This window comes from Paraniabella aurantiaca (genome assembly GCF_050309965.1).
Lineage (GTDB): Bacteria > Bacteroidota > Bacteroidia > Chitinophagales > Chitinophagaceae > Niabella.
On sequence record NZ_JBLOSY010000001.1, the window covers coordinates 2,610,193 to 2,632,423 of the forward strand.

The 22,231-nt window shown below is 40.6% G+C and carries 18 protein-coding genes and 1 tRNA gene; 13 read left to right on the forward strand and 6 right to left on the reverse strand.

Going from position 1 to position 22,231, the window contains the following annotated elements; genetic code table 11:
- Nucleotides 1-255: 255 nt before the first annotated feature.
- Genes ACLOAU_RS11380 through ACLOAU_RS11390 form a run of 3 tightly spaced genes read right to left on the reverse strand, consistent with a single transcriptional unit; the run spans nucleotide 256 to nucleotide 1,929 of the window.
- The gene (locus tag ACLOAU_RS11380) at nucleotides 256-1,359 is read right to left on the reverse strand and encodes an alpha/beta hydrolase (RefSeq protein ID WP_427861993.1); all 1,104 of its coding nucleotides are present in this window, start codon (nucleotides 1,357-1,359) and stop codon (nucleotides 256-258) included.
- Nucleotides 1,360-1,405: 46 nt separating this feature from the next.
- Nucleotides 1,406-1,789, reverse strand: a complete 384-nt coding sequence (locus ACLOAU_RS11385) for a hypothetical protein (protein ID WP_427861994.1) — start codon at nucleotides 1,787-1,789, stop codon at nucleotides 1,406-1,408.
- Entirely contained in the window at nucleotides 1,753-1,929 is a 177-nt protein-coding gene (locus ACLOAU_RS11390) for a hypothetical protein (RefSeq protein ID WP_427861995.1), read from the reverse strand. The genes ACLOAU_RS11385 and ACLOAU_RS11390 overlap by 37 nt, the downstream gene beginning before the upstream one ends.
- A gap of 140 nt (nucleotides 1,930-2,069) precedes the next feature.
- On the opposite strand from ACLOAU_RS11390, the gene ACLOAU_RS11395 reads away from it, so the two are divergent.
- The 3 genes from ACLOAU_RS11395 to ACLOAU_RS11405 all read left to right on the forward strand — a co-directional run bounded on the left by ACLOAU_RS11395 (nucleotide 2,070) and on the right by ACLOAU_RS11405 (nucleotide 5,637).
- On the forward strand, nucleotides 2,070-2,630 hold the full coding sequence (locus tag ACLOAU_RS11395; RefSeq protein ID WP_427861996.1) for a cysteine peptidase family C39 domain-containing protein: 561 nt from the start codon (nucleotides 2,070-2,072) through the stop codon (nucleotides 2,628-2,630).
- Between the two features lie 147 nt (nucleotides 2,631-2,777).
- Nucleotides 2,778-4,319, forward strand: a complete 1,542-nt coding sequence (locus tag ACLOAU_RS11400) for a peptidase domain-containing ABC transporter (RefSeq protein WP_427861997.1) — start codon at nucleotides 2,778-2,780, stop codon at nucleotides 4,317-4,319.
- Nucleotides 4,309-5,637 (forward strand): HlyD family efflux transporter periplasmic adaptor subunit, encoded by a 1,329-nt coding sequence (locus tag ACLOAU_RS11405; protein ID WP_427861998.1) that lies wholly within the window; start codon nucleotides 4,309-4,311, stop codon nucleotides 5,635-5,637. The genes ACLOAU_RS11400 and ACLOAU_RS11405 overlap by 11 nt, the downstream gene beginning before the upstream one ends.
- Nucleotides 5,638-6,367: 730 nt before the next feature.
- Here ACLOAU_RS11405 and ACLOAU_RS11410 read toward each other — a convergent pair.
- Nucleotides 6,368-6,445: transfer RNA gene (locus ACLOAU_RS11410), tRNA-Val, on the reverse strand.
- A gap of 96 nt (nucleotides 6,446-6,541) precedes the next feature.
- Here ACLOAU_RS11410 and ACLOAU_RS11415 point away from each other — a divergent pair.
- The 7 genes from ACLOAU_RS11415 to smc all read left to right on the forward strand — a co-directional run bounded on the left by ACLOAU_RS11415 (nucleotide 6,542) and on the right by smc (nucleotide 16,316).
- The gene (locus tag ACLOAU_RS11415) at nucleotides 6,542-7,096 is read left to right on the forward strand and encodes a DNA-3-methyladenine glycosylase I (RefSeq protein WP_427861999.1); all 555 of its coding nucleotides are present in this window, start codon (nucleotides 6,542-6,544) and stop codon (nucleotides 7,094-7,096) included.
- Nucleotides 7,097-7,193: 97 nt separating this feature from the next.
- Nucleotides 7,194-8,693 (forward strand): APC family permease, encoded by a 1,500-nt coding sequence (locus ACLOAU_RS11420; protein WP_427862000.1) that lies wholly within the window; start codon nucleotides 7,194-7,196, stop codon nucleotides 8,691-8,693.
- A 294-nt stretch (nucleotides 8,694-8,987) separates the two neighbouring features.
- Nucleotides 8,988-9,605 carry a TetR/AcrR family transcriptional regulator gene (locus ACLOAU_RS11425; RefSeq protein WP_427862001.1) on the forward strand — a complete coding sequence of 206 codons (618 nt, stop codon included), beginning with the start codon at nucleotides 8,988-8,990 and terminating at the stop codon, nucleotides 9,603-9,605.
- A 114-nt stretch (nucleotides 9,606-9,719) separates the two neighbouring features.
- Nucleotides 9,720-10,460 (forward strand): SDR family oxidoreductase, encoded by a 741-nt coding sequence (locus ACLOAU_RS11430; protein WP_427862002.1) that lies wholly within the window; start codon nucleotides 9,720-9,722, stop codon nucleotides 10,458-10,460.
- Between the two features lie 304 nt (nucleotides 10,461-10,764).
- Entirely contained in the window at nucleotides 10,765-11,733 is a 969-nt protein-coding gene (locus tag ACLOAU_RS11435; protein ID WP_427862003.1) for a DUF3887 domain-containing protein, read from the forward strand.
- Between the two features lie 30 nt (nucleotides 11,734-11,763).
- Nucleotides 11,764-12,339 (forward strand): hypothetical protein, encoded by a 576-nt coding sequence (locus ACLOAU_RS11440; RefSeq protein WP_427862004.1) that lies wholly within the window; start codon nucleotides 11,764-11,766, stop codon nucleotides 12,337-12,339.
- A gap of 443 nt (nucleotides 12,340-12,782) precedes the next feature.
- Entirely contained in the window at nucleotides 12,783-16,316 is a 3,534-nt protein-coding gene (gene smc, locus ACLOAU_RS11445) for a chromosome segregation protein SMC (protein ID WP_427862005.1), read from the forward strand.
- A gap of 82 nt (nucleotides 16,317-16,398) precedes the next feature.
- On the opposite strand, the gene ACLOAU_RS11450 is transcribed toward smc, so the two are convergent.
- Together ACLOAU_RS11450 and ACLOAU_RS11455 are read right to left on the reverse strand one after the other, a co-directional pair.
- Entirely contained in the window at nucleotides 16,399-16,599 is a 201-nt protein-coding gene (locus ACLOAU_RS11450; protein ID WP_427862006.1) for a hypothetical protein, read from the reverse strand.
- Between the two features lie 49 nt (nucleotides 16,600-16,648).
- Nucleotides 16,649-17,344 (reverse strand): outer membrane beta-barrel protein, encoded by a 696-nt coding sequence (locus tag ACLOAU_RS11455; RefSeq protein ID WP_427862007.1) that lies wholly within the window; start codon nucleotides 17,342-17,344, stop codon nucleotides 16,649-16,651.
- A 170-nt stretch (nucleotides 17,345-17,514) separates the two neighbouring features.
- Between ACLOAU_RS11455 and thrS the strand changes: the two genes are divergently transcribed.
- From thrS to ACLOAU_RS11470, 3 genes are all read left to right on the forward strand, one after another.
- A complete protein-coding gene (thrS, locus tag ACLOAU_RS11460; RefSeq protein WP_427862008.1) occupies nucleotides 17,515-19,455 on the forward strand; it encodes a threonine--tRNA ligase in 1,941 nt (646 codons plus the stop codon).
- Nucleotides 19,456-19,710: 255 nt separating this feature from the next.
- The gene (locus ACLOAU_RS11465; protein ID WP_427862009.1) at nucleotides 19,711-21,060 is read left to right on the forward strand and encodes a TolC family protein; all 1,350 of its coding nucleotides are present in this window, start codon (nucleotides 19,711-19,713) and stop codon (nucleotides 21,058-21,060) included.
- A 28-nt stretch (nucleotides 21,061-21,088) separates the two neighbouring features.
- Entirely contained in the window at nucleotides 21,089-22,198 is a 1,110-nt protein-coding gene (locus ACLOAU_RS11470; RefSeq protein ID WP_427862010.1) for an efflux RND transporter periplasmic adaptor subunit, read from the forward strand.
- Nucleotides 22,199-22,231 lie beyond the last annotated feature (33 nt).

The window sequence follows — 22,231 nt, forward strand, 5'->3', positions numbered from 1 at the left end:
AGTAATGGGCAAGAAGGCAAACCCGTTATGAACGACTTGAGAATTATATAGATGAAACATCAGAGCAGGTAGGAAGTTTATTGCTGATTGGTTTACTTCAGAGGCACAGTGATAAAAGAGCTTTGATATGGAAACTTTAGTGGCTAATATCTTTATTTTGGGGCTTTCTTTTATTGCAGCGTATAAATATGTCTTACGTACAAAGGAGAGGTTAACCCAAACGCTGCTTATGGTACAATGGAATTTAGCAGACGGCTAAAGCTTACCCTCCTCATGTTGCGCGAGCCACTCTTTTAAAATAAAAAAAACTTGATCAGGAAAATTTAGTTCTATTGGGGTGGCGCTTTTTAAAATTGGCCGAGTTTCCCCAACAATCTGATAGTCATGATTCATGTTTTCGAGTACCACAACCTTGTAATTCTGCTTATGAGACGAATCAAAAATTCTTTTTATGCCATTTATATTTTGTTCACAATCTAATTTATCGTCTTTATCTCCACAAATAGCAAGGACATCAGCAGTTATTTTGGATAAATATAAATTCGGTTTATACTTTATGTATGCAATACGATGCTTATTAAGCCATATTGACGAATCCGTCTTTTGAGACTCCTCAATAGATTGTTTCCCCGCAAAATCAGGATGCTTTTTGAGAAGATTTTCTTTGCTTTTGCTAAGCTGTAACTTGATCGAATCAATATTATTATTTGATGCAATGATGTCCAGCCTATCCCGCCAATCGGAAAAAATAGCCTCATCTTTTTCCGTCAAATGTTCCCCCTTTAATTTTTTAATGCCATTTGTTAGTTGATAATAAGACAAGTCGTTTCCGTTAATCCCTATAGTAGATAAAAGTATAGCAAACGATACATCTTTGTTTCGAGACGCCTCAATAGCTACTGAGCAGCCACCTTCGCTGTGACCAACAAGGCCAATTTTATAATTTTTAAATCTACTATCTTTTTTTAAGCCTAGCAAAGCACTATGAACGTCGTTGGCTTGATCAAACATATCAACGGCATCAGCATTTACATCTTTTTTGTTAGCGTAGACGCGGTTATCAAAACGCAGCGATGCAATTCCATTATCCGCGAGAAAGATGGCGAGGCTTTTAAACAGTCCATGATAATTACGGTCTGAACCGCCTGGAGGGCTAACTAATATAAAAATGGTTTTTACTGACCTATGAGTAGAAGGCAATGATAACGTTCCACGAAGTTCTAATCCATTATCGATCTTAAAACTAAATTGTTCCTCCTGCGGACTATGATACCTACATCCTGTAACTGCATTAAAAGTTACAAATATCGTCATCAGAAACAAAAAGTATTTTTTATCTATTGAAGAGAACTTAAACATAATACTTTTTTTCCTGATGACGTTTGCTCTATAATTTTTAAACGTATTAATATACTATTACGTGCTGATTATAATAGATATCGCCGTTGACAGTGGCGGCATCTTCAAACCACTGATTTGGATGATTTGACGGATCAGTCGCAGCACTCCAGACACTTGGTCCTACAACGTAGGCGTAGTAAGCCGCGTCTCCCATTTGTTGTTGCTGTAAATAATGCCCGTATTCGTGACTAAATTTATAAATGTCAAAACCATCGTTTGCCCAATCATCTGTAACATGAATTATTCCGTCAAGTTGATAGGCTGCTTTGCCGCCTGTTGCACAATCCGTAGTAAAGCTAACGCCCTGAAAATAACAAACGGCCCCATCATCTCCAATATAAGTGGTTCCGTTTAGATCCGCATAAAGTGTGCCTCCCTGAATACGCAAAGTTTGTCCTGTATCATAAGTTGTTGAACCATTACCACTACCTCCTCCATCTCCCCAATGACAGTAAGTTGTTCTTCTGCGTTAAGATGTAAGTGTTGATTAGCAAATGCCCCGAGGTCAGAAAATGTTAGTTTTTTCATTTTACGATGTTTTTAGATTAAAGTAATTAGATAAAAATATGAAAGTTTTTTATATAAATTTATTAATATAATATAATATCAAATTATTTAAATTGCCTGTTCTTATAAGTTAATCTATATCAATAAACATAAAACCTAGTATGATTTTCACCTTTCCCAATGATAGGCAGTTTGACATTATGGATTGTGGGCCGGCATGTTTAAAAATGATTGCCAAACACTATGGGAAGTATTATTCGTTACAATATTTGCGCGATAAATGTGGCACAACAAAGGAGGGTGCATCGTTTTTAGATTTATCACATGCAGCGGAGGCAATTGGACTTCGCTCATTATCATTGAAAATAAATCTTGATTTTCTTATTACTAAAGTACCTCTGCCCGTAATTGTTCATTGGGATAACAGCCACTTCGTTATTGTATACAAAACAAATCCTAAAACTGGAAGCATTTATGTTTCTGATCCCGCCAAAGGCCGAATCAAATATTCATCAAAAGAATTTTCAAAAAAATGGATAAAGAATAACGCTGACGGTGATAACGGTATGTTGATGGCTTTTGAACCACAAGCTGATTTCCATCAAAGAAACATCAGTGAAAAATTAAACCGGAAGAAAACTTTTGGTAACTTTTTAAACTATTTTAAGCCGTATAAAAAGAGTTTTGCAGTCTTACTAGTGGTGATGTTTATTGTCACATAGTTACAGGCTTTTCTGCCCTTTATTTCTAAATCAGTTATTGATATGGGAATTCAAACGCAAGACCTCAATTTCATCAATATTGTACTTGTTGCCAACATTGCTATTTATGTAACCATTCTACTATCTAATATAGTGAGGGATTAGGTATTGCTGCATGTTACATCTAGAGTAAATATAGCTTTAATATCAGACTATCTCTTCAAATTAATGTTGTTACCTATCAGCTTTTTTGAAAATAAAATGACCGGCGATATCCTGCAAAGAGCATCTGGCCACGAACGCATCAGAAGTTTTGTGATGAACAATTCTCTTAGTATGTTTTTTTCGGCAATAACGTTTATATTGTTTGGTATTATCTTGCTAATATACAACCCCGTCATTTTCTACATTTTCTTGGTCGGCAGCATTTTGTATGTAGGATGGGTGATCGCGTTTTTAAGCCTCAGAAAAAAGTTGGATTGGGAATATTTTGATCTGACTTCGAAAAACCAAAGCTACTGGGTAGAAACAGTCGCCAGTATGCAGGACATTAAAATAAACAATTATGAGCAACCCAAACGCTGGAAATGGGAAAATATACAGGCTCGATTATATAAAGTAAACACAAGATCATTAAATATAAATAATCTCCAAAACTCAGGCGCGCAATTCATCGATAATCTCAAAAATCTACTGATAACCTTTTATTGTGCGAAAGCAGTTATAAATGGTGAAATAACTTTTGGTGTAATGATTTCCACCCAATTCATTATTGGTATGCTCAGTGCGCCCGTTACTCAATTTATTGGATTTATTGTAAACTACCAGCTAGCCAAAATTAGTTTCTTACGTCTTAATGAAATTCATGGGCTTGAAGACGAGCATGAAAATGTTGGAAATAACCCAGTAGCGCTGCCGGAAAAAAAGCACTTAACGTTGAACAATATTTTTTTCCAGTATACTAATAATAGCAGAATGATTTTAAGTGGTATTCGTTTGATAATTCCAGAAAAGAAAGTTACGGCGATTGTGGGCGATAGCGGAAGCGGTAAATCAACGCTATTGAAACTTATTTTAAGACTATACAAACCTACCCATGGAGAGATATTAATAGGCAATATGAACATTAATAATGTGAGTTTAAGACAATGGCGTGATAAATGCGGTGCGGTAATGCAGGATGGAAAAATTTTTAATGATACTATTTTGAACAACATTGTTTTAGACGACGAAAACATCGATTATGACAAACTGAAACGTGCGCTTGATACTGCAAATATTGCTGCCGAAATAGAACGACTTCCTCTAGGCTATCAAACTATGATGGGCGAACAAGGCCGGGGGCTCAGTGGGGGACAAAAACAGCGTATTTTAATCGCCCGGGCACTTTATAAAGACCCTGACTTCCTTTTTTTTGATGAGGCAACAAATTCTTTGGATTCTTTAAATGAACAAAAGATTGTTGAAGCATTGGATAATGTATTCAAGGACAAAACTGTGATCGTAGTTGCACATCGGTTAAGCACTATAAGAAAGGCTGACCAGATAGTAGTTATGCAAAATGGAATGATTGTAGAAGTTGGCAATCATGATTCGTTGATGAATAGTAAAAAGCGATATTATCAATTAATTCAGTCGCAACTTGATTTAACATCCAGCGTTAAACTAGAAGAATCCCCTACAATAGAAGGACACACCAATGGAAACTAATTCAACAAATATTGAAAAATATCATAAAAACATAAGGTCAGAGGAAATACAGGACATTATAGACAGAATGCCAACCAAATTTGCCTCTAGGACAGCTTTAATCATTATTTTTTTAATTTCCTTATTATTTATTTTCGGCTGGGCTATAAGATACCCCGACGTTATAAGCGGGGATTTGAGTGTAAATACGCCTGTAGCTCCGATAAAGCTAGTGTCAAATGCCAATGGAAAAATATTGTTAATTGATGGTATTAAGTCCAGAGATTCAGTTAGTGAAAATGAAGCAATAGCGGTGATTCAAAATGGACTTTCCTATGATACGTTATTGAAAATAAAGTATATTTTGCAAGCTTATGACCCTGCCAATCCTGGCACCGAGGTGCTTTCACGACTACCTCCCAAGATATCATTAGGTGAACTCAATAAAGTTTATTACACATTTATCAGCAATGTACATCAACTTTATAATTTTAATACCGATCAACTGTTTGATAAGCAGATAGCCGGATTGAGATTGCTAAATTTAGAACAGGGGAATGACATAAATAATAGTACAGATAGGGTGAATCTCACAAATGAAAACAAGGAACTGGCATTGTCTTCTCTTAAAAGAGATTCTGTTTTATACTATGATAAAGTTAGCGCTGCTGCGGAATTTGAAAAATCAAAGCAGCAATATTTATCTAACAGAACTAATATTAATAATGCGACAAGCAGTCTTATTAATGCTCGGAAAGAAGCAAGACAAACATCTAGTAAAATAATAGAATTAGTTGTTCAAAAGAAGGAAAAAAAACGTGAGCTGGAGTTGAATATTGATGCAGCTTATCATGATTTAATAGATAACATCAAATTATGGGAACAAAAGTATTTAATAACTGCCCCTTTTGATGGACGAGTACAGTTTTTAAAGTTTTGGACGGATAATCAATTTGTTCAACAGGGCGAGCCGGTATTCACAGTTGTGCCTAAGGCGGAGAAATCTTATGGACAAGTTTTATTGCCAGCGATAGGAGCTGGCAAGGTTGAAGTTGGACAAGAAGTAATAATTAAATTGAATGATTTCCCATATAATGAATATGGTTCAATTAAAGCCTCAGTATCTTCGATATCGCTGACTAGTAACAGCTCAAAAACTGACAAAGGTGACGTCGAAACTTATCTGATCACTTTAAACTTTGACAATGGAATGGTTACCAACTATGGAAAAAAATTAGATGTTAAACATGAAGCCAAAGGAACGGCAGAAATTATAACCAAAGACAGGCGCCTTATTGAACGCTTTTTTGACAATTTAAAATACGCTGTAAAAAAGTAAATTATAGAGCATTTGGAGTAGCGTAGCGGTTAGCTAATACAAGAGTTATTTCCCTGAAAATACAACATTTGCGGATGGAAAGCGCCTGTCCACCTGTCAGCATTATTACTGACCACAACACCGATCGGGTAGGTAAACAGTCCGTAAGAAAATGTCGCAAAATGATCAAAGATTTAGAGCTTTTCTAATTTAGACTTTTGAATAATCGTTTCGTCCAGCACATTCCTGCGCCTTCGTAAAAAAGCTAAGTTACTTGTTAAAGTATATTAATTCATAACAATCATTCCCCCACCGACCCTTCGGAGGCCTCGCAGCAGTGCCATTTTTCGGTAGCTGGTATTTGAGTTTACTTGCCATAAAAATACGCGACCACCATACATTACGACCTCAACCTCCGGGGTAAATAAGTATAAGCAAAGAGCCGGTTGACACCTGGCTCTAATCATTTCATCATTGGCAGGTATGTCTATCCGATACTTCATGAACACGTTCCCCGAAATAGTCCCCATCTTGTTCTGGAGTGGTTGGCATTTTAATAAGAAAATCAAATTGTAGATATGAGAGACAAATCCCGGTTGCTTCCAATGCCCGGTCAAAATTCCGCCTCCTCTCTACACCCCCTAGAGAATTGCCAGCTTTTGTGATATTGCAATGTTTGAAAATGTAGGGCAAATTGTATGGCAGGCATAAAATAAAAAAGCAGCTACTTTATTGTAACTGCTTGATTTTCTGGTGGGAGTTGACGGGCTCGAACCGCCGACCCTCTGCTTGTAAGGCAGATGCTCTGAACCAACTGAGCTAAACTCCCTTTTTTTATTACCCTTGTTCGTAATTGGGAGTGCAAATATAAGAGCCCATTTGTTACCAGCAAAAAAAAATACAATTTTTTTTGCAAATTGCAGCTATGTCAAATTATTACTGCGCATTTGTAAAAGGAAAGGGTAAAGGAACCGTGCATGAGCACTATCATGACCACGAATACGGGTACCCTATGCATTCGGATAACGAACTGTTCGCCCGCCTGGTGCTGGAGATCAACCAGGCCGGACTGAGCTGGGAAACCATTTTAAAAAAGAAGGATAATTTTTATAAGGCCTTTGATCAGTTTGATATTGAAAAAGTAAGCCGGTACAAACAAAAGAAGTTTGACTCATTGATGCTGGATGCCGGTATTATTCGCAACCGGCTGAAAGTAAATGCAGCAATAGAGAATGCCAAAACGATCATAGGGTTGCAAAAAGAATTCGGCTCTTTTAAAAACTGGCTCGATCAGCATCACCCTAAAACCAAAGAAGAGTGGATGAAGCTATTTAAAAAGACTTTTAAGTTTACCGGAGGGGAGATCGTAAATGAGTTTTTAATGAGCACAGGTTATTTGCCGGGATGTCATAGTGAAACCTGTCCTGTTTATAAAAAAATCGCCAGGTTGAAGCCGATGTGGATGAAAGTGAAGGGCTAGTGGTTTGTACCCGGGCCGCCCGCCTTTGCATTTATAATTAGTATTTCATATTTTACATTTTAGATGCTATCTTGTAGTCCTTCACTAAAACAATTCTATGTCTGCTGAAAAGTTTAAACAGTCCTTAAGCCTCTTTGACGGTACCATGATAGTTGCCGGGTCCATGATTGGTTCCGGTATTTTTATAGTAAGTGCAGACATGACGCGTAGCGTGGGCAGTTCTGGCTGGCTGATTGCTTTATGGATCATCACCGGGTTGATGACCGTTTTTGCCGCTATTACCTATGGCGAGTTGTCCTCCATGTTTCCCAAGGCCGGCGGGCAGTATGTATACCTGAAAGAAGCATATAATCCTTTCACGGGCTTTTTATATGGCTGGAGCTTTTTCTCGGTAATACAAACCGGTACCATTGCCGCTGTGGGAGTGGCGTTCAGCAAGTTTGCGGGATATTTTATCCCGGCTTTAACACTGGCTGATGAGAATATTATTTTCCAGGCCGGCTGGTTTAAACTGTATCCGGCGCAGCTGGTCTCTATTGCATTGATCATCTTTTTAACCTATGTAAATACCAGGGGCGTAAAGGAAGGAAAGATCATACAATCTGTATTTACAGTAGTGAAATTATTTTCTCTTTTTGGTTTAATGTTGTTTGGCTTTTTATTGGCAGCCAAGGCGGATATCTGGAATAATAACTGGACCAATGCCTTTGACTTTAAGTTTACGGAAGCCATTAAAGACGAAGCAGGTAACCAGATAGGGTGGTCATTATTTAAAGAACCCTCTTCCATATTCCTGGCTATTGGCCTTGTAAGTTCGGCTATGGTGGGTTCTGTATTCAGCAGCGTAGCCTGGGAAAATGTAACTTTTATCGCCGGCGAAATTAAAAACCCGAAGAAAAATGTTGGATTAAGCCTGTTCCTGGGCACACTGATCGTAATTATTATTTATGTATTAACCAATGTGATGTATACCGCGGTGTTACCCCTGACGCCGGCAGCATCCGGCGGGGCGGCGGCTTTTGCAACAGAAGTAGCTGATCCGAATATTGCTTTTGCCGTACAGGATCGTGTGGCCACAGCTGCATCCTCTAATATATTTGGCACCTATGGTACAGCTATTATTGCTATCATGATCATGATCTCTACCTTTGGTTGTAATAATGGCCTGGTGCTTACAGGGGCCAGAGTATTTTACACGATGGCCCAGGATAAATTATTCCTGCCGCAGGCGGCTGCGTTGAATAAGAATGCCGTTCCTGCCTGGGGATTGTGGGCGCAGTGCATTTGGGCCAGTCTGCTCTGTTTAAGTGGCAAATATGGTTTATTGCTCGATTATGTGGTATTCATCACTCTGATCTTCTACATCCTCACTATTTTAGCTGTATTCCGCCTGCGTAAAACCCGCCCGGATGTGGAACGGCCGTATAAGGCTTTTGGTTATCCTTTTATACCCATCGTTTATATCTTAATGGCCGGCACTATGGCATTAGGATTATTATTTTACAAGCCTGCTACTTCTTTATTCGGACTGGTTATAGTAGCGATTGGAATACCTATTTATTATGTGTTTATGAGCAGAAATAAGGCGACAGCATAACTTGTTTTAAACAGGTTAATAATTTCAGTTTCTTTCCCAAGTTAGGCGCAGGTATTACTAAACAAGTAATGGGCTGTTCTTGGTTAGAAGGCGGCGTGTATGAATTTGAAGCGCAAATTTACTAAAAAACGTACGCCCTATAGAGAGCGAAACAACCCGGCAAGCAGCATAATACAATGTTGCTATATTTAACTGCAGCAATAAATAAGCTTTGCCAAAGTTGGTGCGCTGCATTTTATTTGGCTTGAAATAAAATATACCAATCGGTATATTTTTTGTATCTTCGTTCTATAAATGGACGAATTATTACCTAAATCTGAGCGTACAAAGCAATTGATTGTTGAAAAAACAGCTCCTCTTTTCAATATGAAAGGATATGTGGGGACATCGATGTCGGATATCACAACAGTTACAAAATTAACCAAAGGGAGTATTTACGGGAATTTTGCTGACAAGGAAGCGGTTGCATTAGCTGCTTTTAGTTACAACACCAGGATGCGTGCAAATGCAATTGGTGCACATATAAACAAGGCAAAGACTTACAAGGACAAGCTGCTGGTTTTTTCAACTGTTTTTAACAGCAAGCATAATCACGTTTTTCCAAAAGGCGGGTGCCCGTTATTGAACACAGGTATTGAAGCAGATGATACCCATGAAGATTTTAGGAAAGCTGTTTCAGATGAGCTGAAACAATGGAAAATGGACATTGTAACAATTATAAAAAAAGGTATTGAGGCAGGTGAATTTAGGCGGAACGTACAGGTCGAGCAAACGGCATGGTCTATTATTGCCCTCATAGAGGGAGGGATTTTTGTTTCACAATGCACCAAAAATCCGGCCTACCTGGATACTGTTTTGGAAACAGTAAAAGATATAATTAATAGTATAGTAATCGGGAGAAAAAAGCAGTAAAAAATTTTGGATTAAAATATACCGATCGGTATATTTTAATCCAAACACCACAGCATTTGAAATGGTAGCAGGAGACAAAAAAGTACATTTTTTAAACTTCATAAATTAAACAAAATGAAAACAACAGGGAGGACAATCCTTATTACAGGTGGAGCTTCAGGAATAGGTTTCGAAATAGCCAGGTTATTAAGTACAGAAAACAAAGTAATTATTGTTGGCAGAAACATGCAAAAGCTGCAACGGGCGGCTGCAGAATTGCCGGGAGTGGTTACTGTCCAGGTAGACATTACAAAGGAAGATGATGTAAACCGCCTGGTGGATGAAGTGAATAGCCGGTACAGTGATTTGAGCGTGCTGGTTAATAATGCAGGCTTTGCTCATGCTTACACTCTGGGTGAAAACGCAGATGCGCGAACCAAAGCTATTGCGGAATTTGAAACGAATTATTTTTCGCCGCTCCGGTTGACCGAAAAATTATTACCCTTTTTAAAGAAGCAGGCAGAAGCAGCTATTGTTAACGTGACATCGGCCGTTGCTTTAACGCCCTGGGTAGCAGTGCCTACATATTCAGACAGTAAGGCAGCACTTCACTCTTATACACAGGTGTTGCGTCACGAGTTGAGAGATACAGGCGTGAAAGTATTTGAACTGATGCCACCTTTGGTTGACACTCCGTTTGCGGCGGAACTTGGCGGGCAGGCGAATGGAATGTCTGCAGCCGATGTGGCTGCGGGATTTTTAAAAGCTTTTAAAGAAGATCTGTTTGAAATTCCTGTAGGCGGTGCCGTTGATTTGTATAATGGTTTTTTTGCGGGCACAAAAGGTGCGTTCAATGCGTTGAACCGGTTAGGATAATGAGGTCAAAGTAACTACAGGTAAACCCGGGTACTTAGCCCGGGTTTACCTGTTTATTATATCCGGGGATTAAATAAAAAGAATATTTGCAAATGATCATATCTTGCTGTTTAAATGCGGTAATTCGTATTTTATACAGTTTGAAATACAGAATGGAAGTTTATACTGTATTTTGTTTGCAGTAGGGCTGGATCTATGTCTTGATATAAGCATAGTGAAAGGAATAATTGTAGGTAGTGTCTTGCTGATTATCTTGCTTTTGAGGTATCAGAATCCGATTTTGAAAACAACTAATTTTTAGCAAATGAAAAATATCCTAACACTTTTAACGGCTGTTATGCTAATAAATTCCACATTTGGTCAGGCTGAAAAGCCATCTTATAAAGCAGTTGCAGATAGCTTTGAATTGAATTATAATGCAGGCAATTTTGATGCGATCTACGCGAAGTTCTCACCGGAGATGCAAAGTAGCTTACCCCCTGATAAAACCAGGGAGTTTTTAACGGGTCTGCAACAACAGGCAGGAAAAATTATCGCGAGAACATTTGTAAATTATATACAAACCTATGCTTCTTATAAAACAACCTTCGAAAAGGCTTTGTTCGCTGTTAATATTTCTGTTGATAATAATTCGAAAATAAACGGTCTTTTTGTTAAGCCTTTTACAGAAAACAATCTGCCTCAACCGGAGAGGAATGAAACCCCGATGGCTTTGCCCTTTAAAGGAGAGTGGACGGTGATCTGGGGCGGAGACACTAAAGCGTTGAACTATCATGTAGAGCACGAAGCTCAGAAAAATGCTTTTGATTTAGTGATTACCGATGCAAAAGGAAAATCTTTTAAAACCGATGGATCAACCAATAAAGACTACTATGCTTTTGGCCAGGAGCTCCTGGCGCCTTGTGACGGAGAGGTTGTGTTAGTGGTGGATGGTATTAAGGATAATGTACCCGGAACGATGAACCCGGTTTATGTACCGGGTAATTCAGTAATCATCAAAACAGCTAATAATGAGTATTTATTCTTTGCTCATTTCAAGCAGCACTCCATAAAAGTGTTGGAAGGGCAAAAAGTAGTGAAAGGTCAGTTCCTCGGGCTTTGTGGTAATTCGGGTAATTCATCAGAACCACATCTGCATTTCCATGTACAGAATGCAGAAGATATGAATATGGCAATAGGAATTAAATGCTACTTTGATAAAATCATTGTAAATGGCCGGGTAATGACGGATTATTCGCCCATTCAAAAAGATAAGATCCGTAGAGATAAATAATCGCTGTTCACTGCATTTAAATTCGAAGAAATGGAAATAGTATACTGGCGGATTTTATTTTTTTGCCTGATACCAATTGGGGTTTTCTTTTTGGTGAAAGGAATCCGGTTGATGCGAAAATCTTTAAATGGTGTTGTTTTGTTAGAAATCCCCTACCTGCAAAAAGCAGGACAATTTACAGTTGCTAAAGCGGGACATTTTTCGATCTGGCAGAGGGGAAGCCTGATGAAACGAACACCCATTGATCAATTCCGGCCTTCTGTTTATAATGAACGAACCAGCGAACCGTTAAAGCTTAGCTTTTCGGTAATGCGGCTACAGGTCAATAGTTTTTCGGTAGGACGTATACAGATATACGGCTTTTATGCTCAGCCGGGTGATTACAGGTTGCAATTAGAAGACGGGACCAGTGTATCGAAATTGGAAAGCCTGGTAGCGAAAGTAGTACCACTGCCCGGCATTGATTTGGCAAAATATTTTATTGAAGTAAGAACTTCGCAATCACCTGTATTTATTTTCCTGGCGATTCCTTTAATATTACTAGGTGCTTTCGGGATCATTGGTGGATTGGTATTGGGGTTGCTGGCTGACCAAATAATGGGTTAAGTGTTTATCGGTTTCATTCATTCAAATGGCCCTCGCAACAAATAGTATTGGAATTTTTAATAAAGTTGAGGGCTTAAACTGTTATTAGTTTTAGTGTAATTGAAGGCCACTGCACAAATATAACTAACCAGGCATTTAAATATTGTGAATTTCCTGTGGATAACTGTTATTTTAAGGTTGCTGTCTAGTTAAAAAACGGCTGGATACCGATTTGAGATTTCGCTTACTGAAATAGCTTTTTTGGTATTAAAACGATGGTATTTAGGTAATAATAAGTCTCTTTTGAGCAAAAAGCTGCTATTTAATACTCTTCGAAAACTGCAAAATTACTACTTTTTCGATAGGTCATTTTCCACAGGGCTTCTTTAAAACCTGTGTATAAAACAAAGGCCCCGCTAGCGTTTACTGGTCTATATTCGCTGTTGCAATAAAAGTTTTTTAGCGTGAGATTAAAGAGTTTAGAAATAAAGGGTTTTAAAAGCTTTGCCGATAAAACCATCGTGAATTTTGATGATAATATCACCGGGATCGTGGGACCGAATGGTTGTGGTAAGTCCAACATCGTGGACAGTATCCGTTGGGTAATCGGTGAGCAACGTATCAGCAATTTGCGAAGCGAGAACCTGGACAGCCTGGTATTTAACGGATCTAAAACCCGTTCGGCCAGTGGTTTGGCAGAAGTGAGTCTCACTTTTGAAAATACCAAAAACCTGCTACCGACAGAATTTAATACGGTTCGTATCACCCGTAAGTTTTATAAAAGCGGGGAGAGCGAATACCGGTTAAATGATGTACAATGCCGCTTGCGGGATATACAGAACCTGTTTATGGACACCGGTATCAGTACAGATTCTTACGCGATTATTGCCCTGGACATGGTGGATGACCTCATTCGCGATAAAGAAAACAGTCGCCGTAAGATGCTGGAGCAGGCTGCGGGTATATCTATTTATAAAACCAGGAAAAAGGAAGCAAAAACAAAACTCGACGCTACTGAACTGGATTTGAACCGGATTGAAGATCTTTTATTTGAAATCAATAACCAGCTGAAAGCCCTGGAAAACCAGGCGAAAAAGGCCGAAAAATACCATGAGATCAAGCGCGATTACCGCGAGGTTAGTATTGAGTTGGCCAAAGCCGCATTGGAAGGGTTTAATTTAACATATAAAGATCTTACTGAAAAACAAGAATCAGAGTCTGAACGTATTGCCCAATTAGAAGCAGCAGTAGCAACAGGTGAGGCCGCTTTAGAACAAGAAAAGCTGGTATTTGTAGAAAAGGAGCGTGCTTTACAAAGCATGCAACATGCATTTAATGAATTACAGCAAAAAGTTCGTACCAAAGAGGGCGACAAAAACTTGGCTGTTCAGCGTCTTCAATACTTAAAAGAAAAAGGAGCAGGTTTACAGGAGTTCCTGGATAAGTCGGGAGCCCAGTTAAAAGGTATTGAAGAAAGCATTGGCTTTACACAATTGCAGTTGGATGAAGAAGAAAAAGCTTATGATGGTTTGAACGAGCAACTGGAAAACCTGAAGATAGAGGCCGATGAGAAGCGCGGCATATTAGACTCAAGACGGAATGCACTGGAGGAGATCCGCATGGAAAACCAACAGGTGCAGCGCAGCCAGTTTGAAGCAGAGAAGAAGGTTGCCGTAGCCGATACCTCCATTCAAAACCTGCAGAGAGCCATTCAGCAAATTGAACAGGAAACTGAACAAAGGGCTGCAACTTTTGAAACGCTGGATGCAGAGCGTCAGCAGAAAGAGCAGGTGTTGAGCGAGCATAAACAATCTTTAGAGCAATTATTAGCGCATAACGAACATACCAAAGAGCAGATCCTTCAAACACAAGGAGTATTGGATGCACTCAGGAATGAGATGGCTGAAGAAAGCCGTAAGCTAGATGCCAAAAAGAACGAGCACGACTTATTGAAGTCGATGATCGATTCGATGGAGGGGTATCCGGATAGTGTGAAATTTCTACATAAAAATAAAGACTGGAATTACCAGGCACCCATATTGTCCGATATCATTTACGTAAAAGAGGAATATCGTACAGCATTGGAGAACGTGCTGGAGCCTTACCTGAATTACTATGTCATCAATGACCTGCAGCAGGGGTTGGAAGCAGTGCACCTGCTAGGTAATCATAAAAAAGGAAAGGCTAATTTTTTCCTGCTGGATAAGATTGGAGAAGCGGTTTCCGCTAATTCGGGTCATACCCTGGAGAATGCTACGCCGGCTTTAAGTGTAGTAGAGGTAGACGAAAAATATAGCAACCTGGCCAAACACTTACTGGGCAATGTGTTTATCGCGGAAGGTGAGGAGGCTTTGGAAAATGCCAATGGTTTTACGGTAATTGAAAAGACCGGACGCTATGTAAAAGGCAAGCATACCCTTACCGGCGGTAGCGTAGGTTTGATTGAAGGAAAGAAAATAGGACGTGCCAAGAACCTGGAAAAATTACAGAAGGACATCGCTGCTCAGGATGCGGTGGTACAAAGTCTGAGAACGCAGATACAGGCAAGGCATAACGAGGTGATTGCTTTTAATGAAGACCTGAGAGAAAATGCGATCAAGGAAACCGAAAGAGCTATACAGGAACTGTCCAACCAGGTATTTTCTTTACAGAACAAATTAGAAAATATACAGGGGCAGCAAAGTGCTGCGCGTAATCGCCTGGAAGACCTTAACGAGCAGTTGCAGCAAACGCAGTCTTCTGTAGAAGGGGTTCGCAGCGAACTTCAGGAATTTAACGAAGTATCACAACTCAATGCCAACAAGCTGGCTGAGGCAGAAGAAGCCTTTAAGGCGGCCCAGGGTGCGCATGAAGAGTCGCAGGGGTACTTTAATGAATTTAACCTGAACGTTACCCGTCAGCAAAGTAAGATCAACGCCTTGAAGCAGGAGTTGAACTTTAAGAATAACCAGCTGGATACCTTGCAAAAGCAGGTAGAGCAGAGCACACAGCAGTTGTCGAGCACCAGTGAAGATATCGCGCAGAACGAAGCAGCTTTGGTTGCCGTTGAAGAAGAATTGTTGCAACTGATGCATAGTCGCGAAGCCGACAAGAAAGTGTTAGACGAGGCAGACCAGGCATACTACAACCAGCGTAACCAGTTGAGCGAAAAAGAAAGTGAGCTGCGTCATAAAACAAAAGAAAAAGAGCAGGTAGATCATCTGTTGGCGGCTATAAAGGATAAGCTGAACGAATTAAAGTTGCAGTTAGCCGGAACGAAAGAGCGCCTGAATGTTGAGTTTAAAATACAGTTAGAAGATATACTGGACGAAGAGCGTACTACAGAAACCAGTACCGAAGAGTTACAGGAAAAATCAGATCGTTTGAAAAAACGTTTGGAGAACCTGGGCGAGGTAAACCCAACTGCGATCGAAGCTTACACCGAAATGCGCAAGCGCTACGAGTTCATTGTGGAGCAGAAGAATGACCTGGTGAATGCAAAAGAAAGCCTGCTCAAAACAATTGAGGAAGTAGAATCTACAGCCAACCAGAAATTCCTGGATACCTTTAACCAGGTAAGAGAGAACTTCCAGAAAGTATTTAAGTCTTTATTTACCGAAGATGACCAGTGCGACCTGGTATTGGAAAACCCTGAAAACCTTGCGGAAACAGGTATTGATGTAATGGCGAGACCCAAGGGTAAAAGGCCTACTTCTTTAACACAGCTGAGCGGGGGAGAAAGAACCCTTACTGCAACGGCTTTGTTATTCGCTATCTACCTGATCAAACCTGCGCCATTCTGTATACTCGATGAGGTAGATGCACCACTGGATGATGCGAACGTAGGCAAGTTTACCAATATGATCCGCGAGTTTAGTGATAACTCACAGTTTATTATTGTAACCCACAATAAAACGACTATGAGCACGGTGGATGTGATCTATGGTGTAACGATGCAGGAGCCCGGTGTAAGTAAACTCGTGAGCGTAGACTTTAGAAGTTTGGCGGCTGCCGGATAAAAGCGTTTGAATAAGTAGCAATATAAGAGCCGCAGGTTAACCACCCTGCGGCTTTTTCTATTTACGGCTTTATACGTTGTTTTTATGGTATGAACAGCTTTGCGTTAAACCTGCCACGGGCAGTAGCTTCCGGCTTGAATTGCGTGCCCACTCCCACATTATTAATAGTGAAGCTACCCTCGGCACGGCCATTCCCAAGTTGGGTGATTTTTACATTTCCTTCGCTGGGTTGCGGAGGTATATCGCGGCCGGGTATAAAAAAAAGCCGCTTGTAGTAATACATAGCGGCTCTTGAGTTTTCGGGGAATAATTTTGTAGATGTCTTGAGTACATTAGTTATGATGCATACCCTTCATCTTACCTTTCCATCTTTTCATAGCATCGCCGGTAATGCTGAAGCCCATGCTTAACCCAATATTCCGGTTAGTAAATGATGGAAGACCGGCAACGTCGTACTTATTCTCCACCAGCCCATGATAGTAGTTTACATCATGATTGATCAGGAAGCCGTCTGCTACTCTTACACTAAAGCCCAAAGAAGCATTAGCCCCTGCATCTACTTTAGTGCTCATGATCTTGGTGGTTTTAGAGCCTGCAAAAGCATCTTCGTTATTAATTAAATAGGTCTTGCCTCCTACAAGAAAGCCTACCGAGCCACCGATGCCCAGGCGGGGACGCACTTTGTTAGCCGGATTGCCAAAGGTGAACATTGCGCCTAATGGAACGCGTATATAGTTCATACGTTGTTCAGCTTTACCTTCTTCCGATCCACTGGTTACTTTAAACCGGCCACCTTCCGTGCTGAAAAAAGTTCCCAGGCCTATGCCTACATTGCCGCTGAAATTATACAGAGCACTGCGACCGAATTGAACCGTTGGATGGAATGCGTATTTCATGTTCTCACTGCTACGGTTGCCCACCGTCCAGCTATGCCCTATCATTAATTTATCGCTAACCGCCCAGCCTTGTTGCGCCTGGCTGGCCAGCGACATGCTTAGAAGACCAATTGTGATATAAGAAAATTTCATAAAATAAAGGTTTATGGGTTGAGGTTTTAATAAAAATCTAACAAAACCATGCCAAAAATCATAAAATTCAATTTCAAACGGGGTCAATAGTGATGTAATGGAATAGTTTGTCTTTTGCCTGCTCATAATAGTTTAGTATTTTAGCAAACTTTTTAAAATTGATACAGTAGATGATCACAATTACTTTACCCGATGGCGCCAAAAAAGAATTTGAAGCAGGCATAACTGCTTTGGACGTGGCAAAGTCGATATCTGAAGGTTTGGCAAGGAATGTTCTGGCAGCAGAAGTGAATGGAGTGGTGGTAGATGCTTTTAAGCCTATTGACACAGATGCCAGCCTAAAACTGCTTACATGGACTAATAACGAAGGTAAATCTACCTTCTGGCATTCATCGGCGCACCTTATGGCAGAGGCAATACAGGAATTATTTCCTGAGACCAAATTTGCTATTGGTCCTCCCATCGAAAGAGGATTTTATTATGATATTGACCTGGGAGATACCAAAATAACCGAAGAAGACCTGCTGAAGATTGAGAAATTAATGAAGGAGAAGGCTTCCAAGAAATCGAGGTTTGAGCGGAAAGCAGTGTCAAAAGCAGATGCTATTACCTACTTTACTGAAAAGCAGGACCCCTATAAACTGGAGCTGATCGAAAATCTGCAGGATGGAAGTATCAGTTTTTATACGCAGGGAGACTTCACGGATTTATGTCGTGGACCCCATATTCCCAATACGGGATTTATAAAGGCGATCAAGCTAACCAATATTGCAGGAGCTTACTGGCGTGGTGACGAGAAAAATAAGATGTTGACCAGGATCTATGGTGTTACATTCCCTTCCAACAAAGAACTGGAAGAATATAATATCATGATGGAAGAAGCGAAAAAACGCGACCACAGGAAAATAGGAAAGGAGTTGGAGCTGTTTACTTTTTCTGAGAAAGTAGGACAGGGCTTACCTATGTGGTTGCCTAAGGGGGCTATGCTGCGTCAGCGGTTGGAAAATTTTCTGCAAAAAGCTCAATTGGAAGTGGGTTATCTGCCGGTAATTACGCCGCATATCGGTAATATTAATTTATATAAAACTTCCGGCCACTACGAAAAATATGGCGCAGATAGTTTTCAGGCAATAAAAACCCCGCATGAAGGAGAGGAGTTTTTCTTAAAACCCATGAATTGCCCGCATCACTGCGAAATATATAAAACGTCACCGAAGTCTTACAAGGATTTACCGGTGCGCTATGCTGAATTTGGTACTGTGTACCGTTACGAGCAGGCAGGTGAACTGCATGGTTTAACCCGTGTACGTGGTTTTACGCAGGATGACGCGCATTTGTTTTGTCGCCCCGACCAGGTATTGGAAGAGTTTAAGAAAGTAATCGACCTGGTATTATATGTATTTAATGCCTTAGGATTCAAAGACTATACGGCACAGATCTCGCTGCGCGATAAAGAAAATAAGAGCAAGTATATAGGATCGGATGAAAACTGGGAAATAGCAGAAGATGCTATTCGACAGGCGGCTTCAGAAAAAGGATTAACTACTGTTGAAGTAACAGGTGAAGCAGCGTTTTATGGTCCAAAGCTTGACTTTATGGTAAAGGATGCATTGGGCAGAAGCTGGCAGTTGGGCACAGTGCAGGTAGACTATAACCTACCCGAACGTTTTGAGCTGGAATATACCGATAGTGATAATACGAAGAAACGCCCGGTAATGATCCATCGTGCACCTTTTGGTAGCATGGAGCGTTTTGTTGCAGTGTTGCTGGAGCATTGTGCCGGAAGGTTGCCTTTATGGCTGGTGCCTACACAGGTAAAAATCCTGCCAATTTCAGACAAGTACCAGGCGTATGCAGCCCAGGTGTTAAACGCTTTGAAAAAAGCAGAGATCAGGGCGGAAATAGATGAACGCCAGGAGAAAATTGGTAAGAAGATCCGCGACACAGAATTGCAGAAAATTCCGTACATGCTGGTGCTGGGTGAAAAGGAAATGAACGAGGGCATTGTGTCTGTGCGTAAACATGGTACCGGCGACGAAGGAGCTAAAACCATAGAGGAATTTACTGGAAGCCTGCAACAGGAAATCAAAGAAAAAACCGATCAGCAATAATATTTAGCCCGGGGTCAAATCACTCCGGGTTATTTTTTTGTTACGATTTAAACAATTGTTTAATTTTTTTTCCGGCAGCGCAATCTTTGAAAATAAAGAGCGTCTAAACTTTCTCCGCCGCTAAAACATTGCCTGTCTGCGAAAAAAAAGTGTTTGATACAGATCAGTTTATTAAACAATCCACTCGATCTGTTGTTGTTTTTAATTTTTTATTGAAGACTTTATTCAATAAAAATGTTGGATAAATAATAATTTATGACTTTTTGTTTTGAGAAATGGAAACGCCGGATCGGTTTAGCTATAACCGGTCTCTCCTGTTTTTTTGGTGTTCATTCAAATGCCCAGTCGCAACCAGGTGACACTACATTACAGCAGGCTACCCTCGCAGGCATTATTGATTATGCGCTAGCGCATCAACCGGGTGTCAGGCAGGCTGAAATCAACCAGGAAATCACTGATCTGCAGATCAAAAACCGTTTGGCAGACTGGTACCCCCAGGTAAACTTCAATTACAACTACCAGCGCAATTTTCAACTACCCGTTAATATAATTGGTGGTAACCAGGTGAGGTTTGGCGTATTTAATACTTCGGCCTTACAATTTACGGCTACCCAGAATATTTTTAACCGGGACGCCTTATTAGCAAGCCGTACTAAAGGGGATGTGAGATTGGTGGCTGCCAAACAAACAGAAAATGCCAGGATTAACCTGGTGGCAAATGTCTCCAAGAATTTTTATGACCTGTTGGCTACCGATCAGCAGAGAAAAATTACAGAGGAGAATATAGCTATGTTGTCTCGAAGTCTTAAAGATGCCCGTGCGAGGTTTGACGCCGGTGTAACAGATAAAACCGACTATCAACGGGCAACTATTGCTTTAAACAATGCTATGGCTTCCAAAAAGGAAATAGAAGAAGCATTGAATGCAAAGGAGGCCAATCTTAAGTTCCTGATCAATTATCCGGGCGATAAGGAGTTGTCGCTATTGTACGACAGCGCTACCCTGGAGCAGGAAATATTTCTGGATACACTACAGGCTCCTGCCTATACACGTAGGGTCGAATACCAGCAATTGCAGGCCCAGCTTAGATTGCAGGAGGCTAACGTTCGCTATAATAAATGGAGTTATATACCCACTGTTTCTGCTAATGGCGCTTACATCCGCAACTTTTTAAACGATGATTTTGCAAAGCTCTTTAATCAAAGCTTTCCCAACTCTTATGCAGGACTTACTGTAGGTTTCCCCATTTTCCAGGGAGGCAAAAGAAAGAATAATATCGTCATCGCCGAGCGGCAGGTAGAGCAAACCCGATTAGACCTGGTTAATTTTAGCAACCAGGCCAGCAGCGAGTATAAAACCGCTATGGCACAGTATCGTGCCAGCATGGCTAATTACAAGGCTTTGAAAGAAAATATGGAGCTGGCAAAAGAAGTACACCGCATTATAGAACTGCAATACAGAGAGGGTATCAAAACCTACCTGGAGCTGATTACAGCACAAACCGACCTGCGTGCTTCGCAGATCAATTATTTCAATGCCGTATACAGCTTGTTAAGCAGTAAAATAGATGTTCAGAGAGCAGAAGGATCCATTCAACCCAAATAAAACTTAAACTAAACGAAATCCCTTAAGTATGACCAGGTTTTCAATATATATGTTTGTAATGCTTGCAGTGATAGCGTGTAAAAGCAAACAACAGGCCCCACCACCCGCAAATGCCCCCGTTCCGGTAGTAGTGGTAAAAGTTACAGAAAGCGGCAACGCATCTTATTATGACGAGTATCCGGCCACGCTGGTTCCTTTGAATCAATCAGAAATAAGGCCACAGGTAACAGGATATATCACAGGCATCCATTTTAAAGACGGAGCTAAAGTGTCAAAAGGTCAAAAGCTGTATACGATTGACCAGCAAACCTACCAGGCTAATTACCAGGCGGCATTAGCCCAGGTGGCGGTACAGGAAACAAATCTTGTAAAAGCGCAGAAAGATGCGGAGCGATATCATGCTTTGGATAAGCAGGATGCCGTAGCCAAGCAACAGGTAGATTATGCGGATGCAGCTTTAGCGGCGGCGCAAAAACAGGTAGCTGCGGCAAGAGCGCAGGCCAATGCGGTAAGAGCCAATGTGAGCTTTGCCACTATCTATGCCCCTTTTAGTGGTACCATCGGTATTTCGCAGGTGCGTTTAGGTACCTCGGTTGTTGCAGGGCAGTCTATACTGAACACTGTTTCAACTGATAATCCAATGGCTGCAGATTTTGTAATCGATCAGAAAGAGATCTACAGGTTTTCCAAACTACAGAGTGAGAAGAACCTGGTTGATTCTACTTTTTCCCTGGCATTTGCCGGAGATGTTTATCCGCAACATGGTAAAATACAAATTATTGATCGGGCAGTAGATCCCCAAACCGGCGCTATTAAGGTAAGACTGGTATTCCCCAATGATAACCAGATGTTGAAAGCCGGGATGAGCGGAACGGTTCGTGTTTTGAATGCGGCACCTTCGCGTTCTACTTTGGCGCCTTATAAAGCCGTGGTGGAGCAGCTGGGTGAATTCTTTGTATATGTAGTGGGAGATAGCAGCAAAGTGTCGCAACGTAAAGTAACACTTGGAACACAGATCGGCCCTAATGTTTTAATTAAAGAAGGATTACAGCCCGGTGAGTCCATTGTAGTAGAAGGCGTACAGAACCTGAGAGAAGGAGCTGTTATTACTTCCGATACTACCAAAGCAAAAAAATAGTTGACAGCGGCAGGAAACACCCGGGCTTCGGTT

What these genes read in the sequence shown, in the direction of transcription:
- ACLOAU_RS11380 (WP_427861993.1), bottom strand. Translation starts at nt 1,359, where the DNA reads ATGTTTAAGTTCTCTTCAATAGATAAAAAATACTTTTTGTTTCTGATG.
- ACLOAU_RS11390 (WP_427861995.1), bottom strand. Translation starts at nt 1,929, where the DNA reads ATGAAAAAACTAACATTTTCTGACCTCGGGGCATTTGCTAATCAACAC.
- ACLOAU_RS11395 (WP_427861996.1), top strand. Translation starts at nt 2,070, where the DNA reads ATGATTTTCACCTTTCCCAATGATAGGCAGTTTGACATTATGGATTGT.
- ACLOAU_RS11405 (WP_427861998.1), top strand. Translation starts at nt 4,309, where the DNA reads ATGGAAACTAATTCAACAAATATTGAAAAATATCATAAAAACATAAGG.
- ACLOAU_RS11415 (WP_427861999.1), top strand. Translation starts at nt 6,542, where the DNA reads ATGTCAAATTATTACTGCGCATTTGTAAAAGGAAAGGGTAAAGGAACC.
- ACLOAU_RS11420 (WP_427862000.1), top strand. Translation starts at nt 7,194, where the DNA reads ATGTCTGCTGAAAAGTTTAAACAGTCCTTAAGCCTCTTTGACGGTACC.
- ACLOAU_RS11425 (WP_427862001.1), top strand. Translation starts at nt 8,988, where the DNA reads ATGGACGAATTATTACCTAAATCTGAGCGTACAAAGCAATTGATTGTT.
- ACLOAU_RS11430 (WP_427862002.1), top strand. Translation starts at nt 9,720, where the DNA reads ATGAAAACAACAGGGAGGACAATCCTTATTACAGGTGGAGCTTCAGGA.
- ACLOAU_RS11435 (WP_427862003.1), top strand. Translation starts at nt 10,765, where the DNA reads ATGAAAAATATCCTAACACTTTTAACGGCTGTTATGCTAATAAATTCC.
- ACLOAU_RS11440 (WP_427862004.1), top strand. Translation starts at nt 11,764, where the DNA reads ATGGAAATAGTATACTGGCGGATTTTATTTTTTTGCCTGATACCAATT.
- ACLOAU_RS11450 (WP_427862006.1), bottom strand. Translation starts at nt 16,599, where the DNA reads ATGTATTACTACAAGCGGCTTTTTTTTATACCCGGCCGCGATATACCT.
- ACLOAU_RS11455 (WP_427862007.1), bottom strand. Translation starts at nt 17,344, where the DNA reads ATGAAATTTTCTTATATCACAATTGGTCTTCTAAGCATGTCGCTGGCC.
- thrS (WP_427862008.1), top strand. Translation starts at nt 17,515, where the DNA reads ATGATCACAATTACTTTACCCGATGGCGCCAAAAAAGAATTTGAAGCA.
- ACLOAU_RS11465 (WP_427862009.1), top strand. Translation starts at nt 19,711, where the DNA reads ATGACTTTTTGTTTTGAGAAATGGAAACGCCGGATCGGTTTAGCTATA.
- ACLOAU_RS11470 (WP_427862010.1), top strand. Translation starts at nt 21,089, where the DNA reads ATGACCAGGTTTTCAATATATATGTTTGTAATGCTTGCAGTGATAGCG.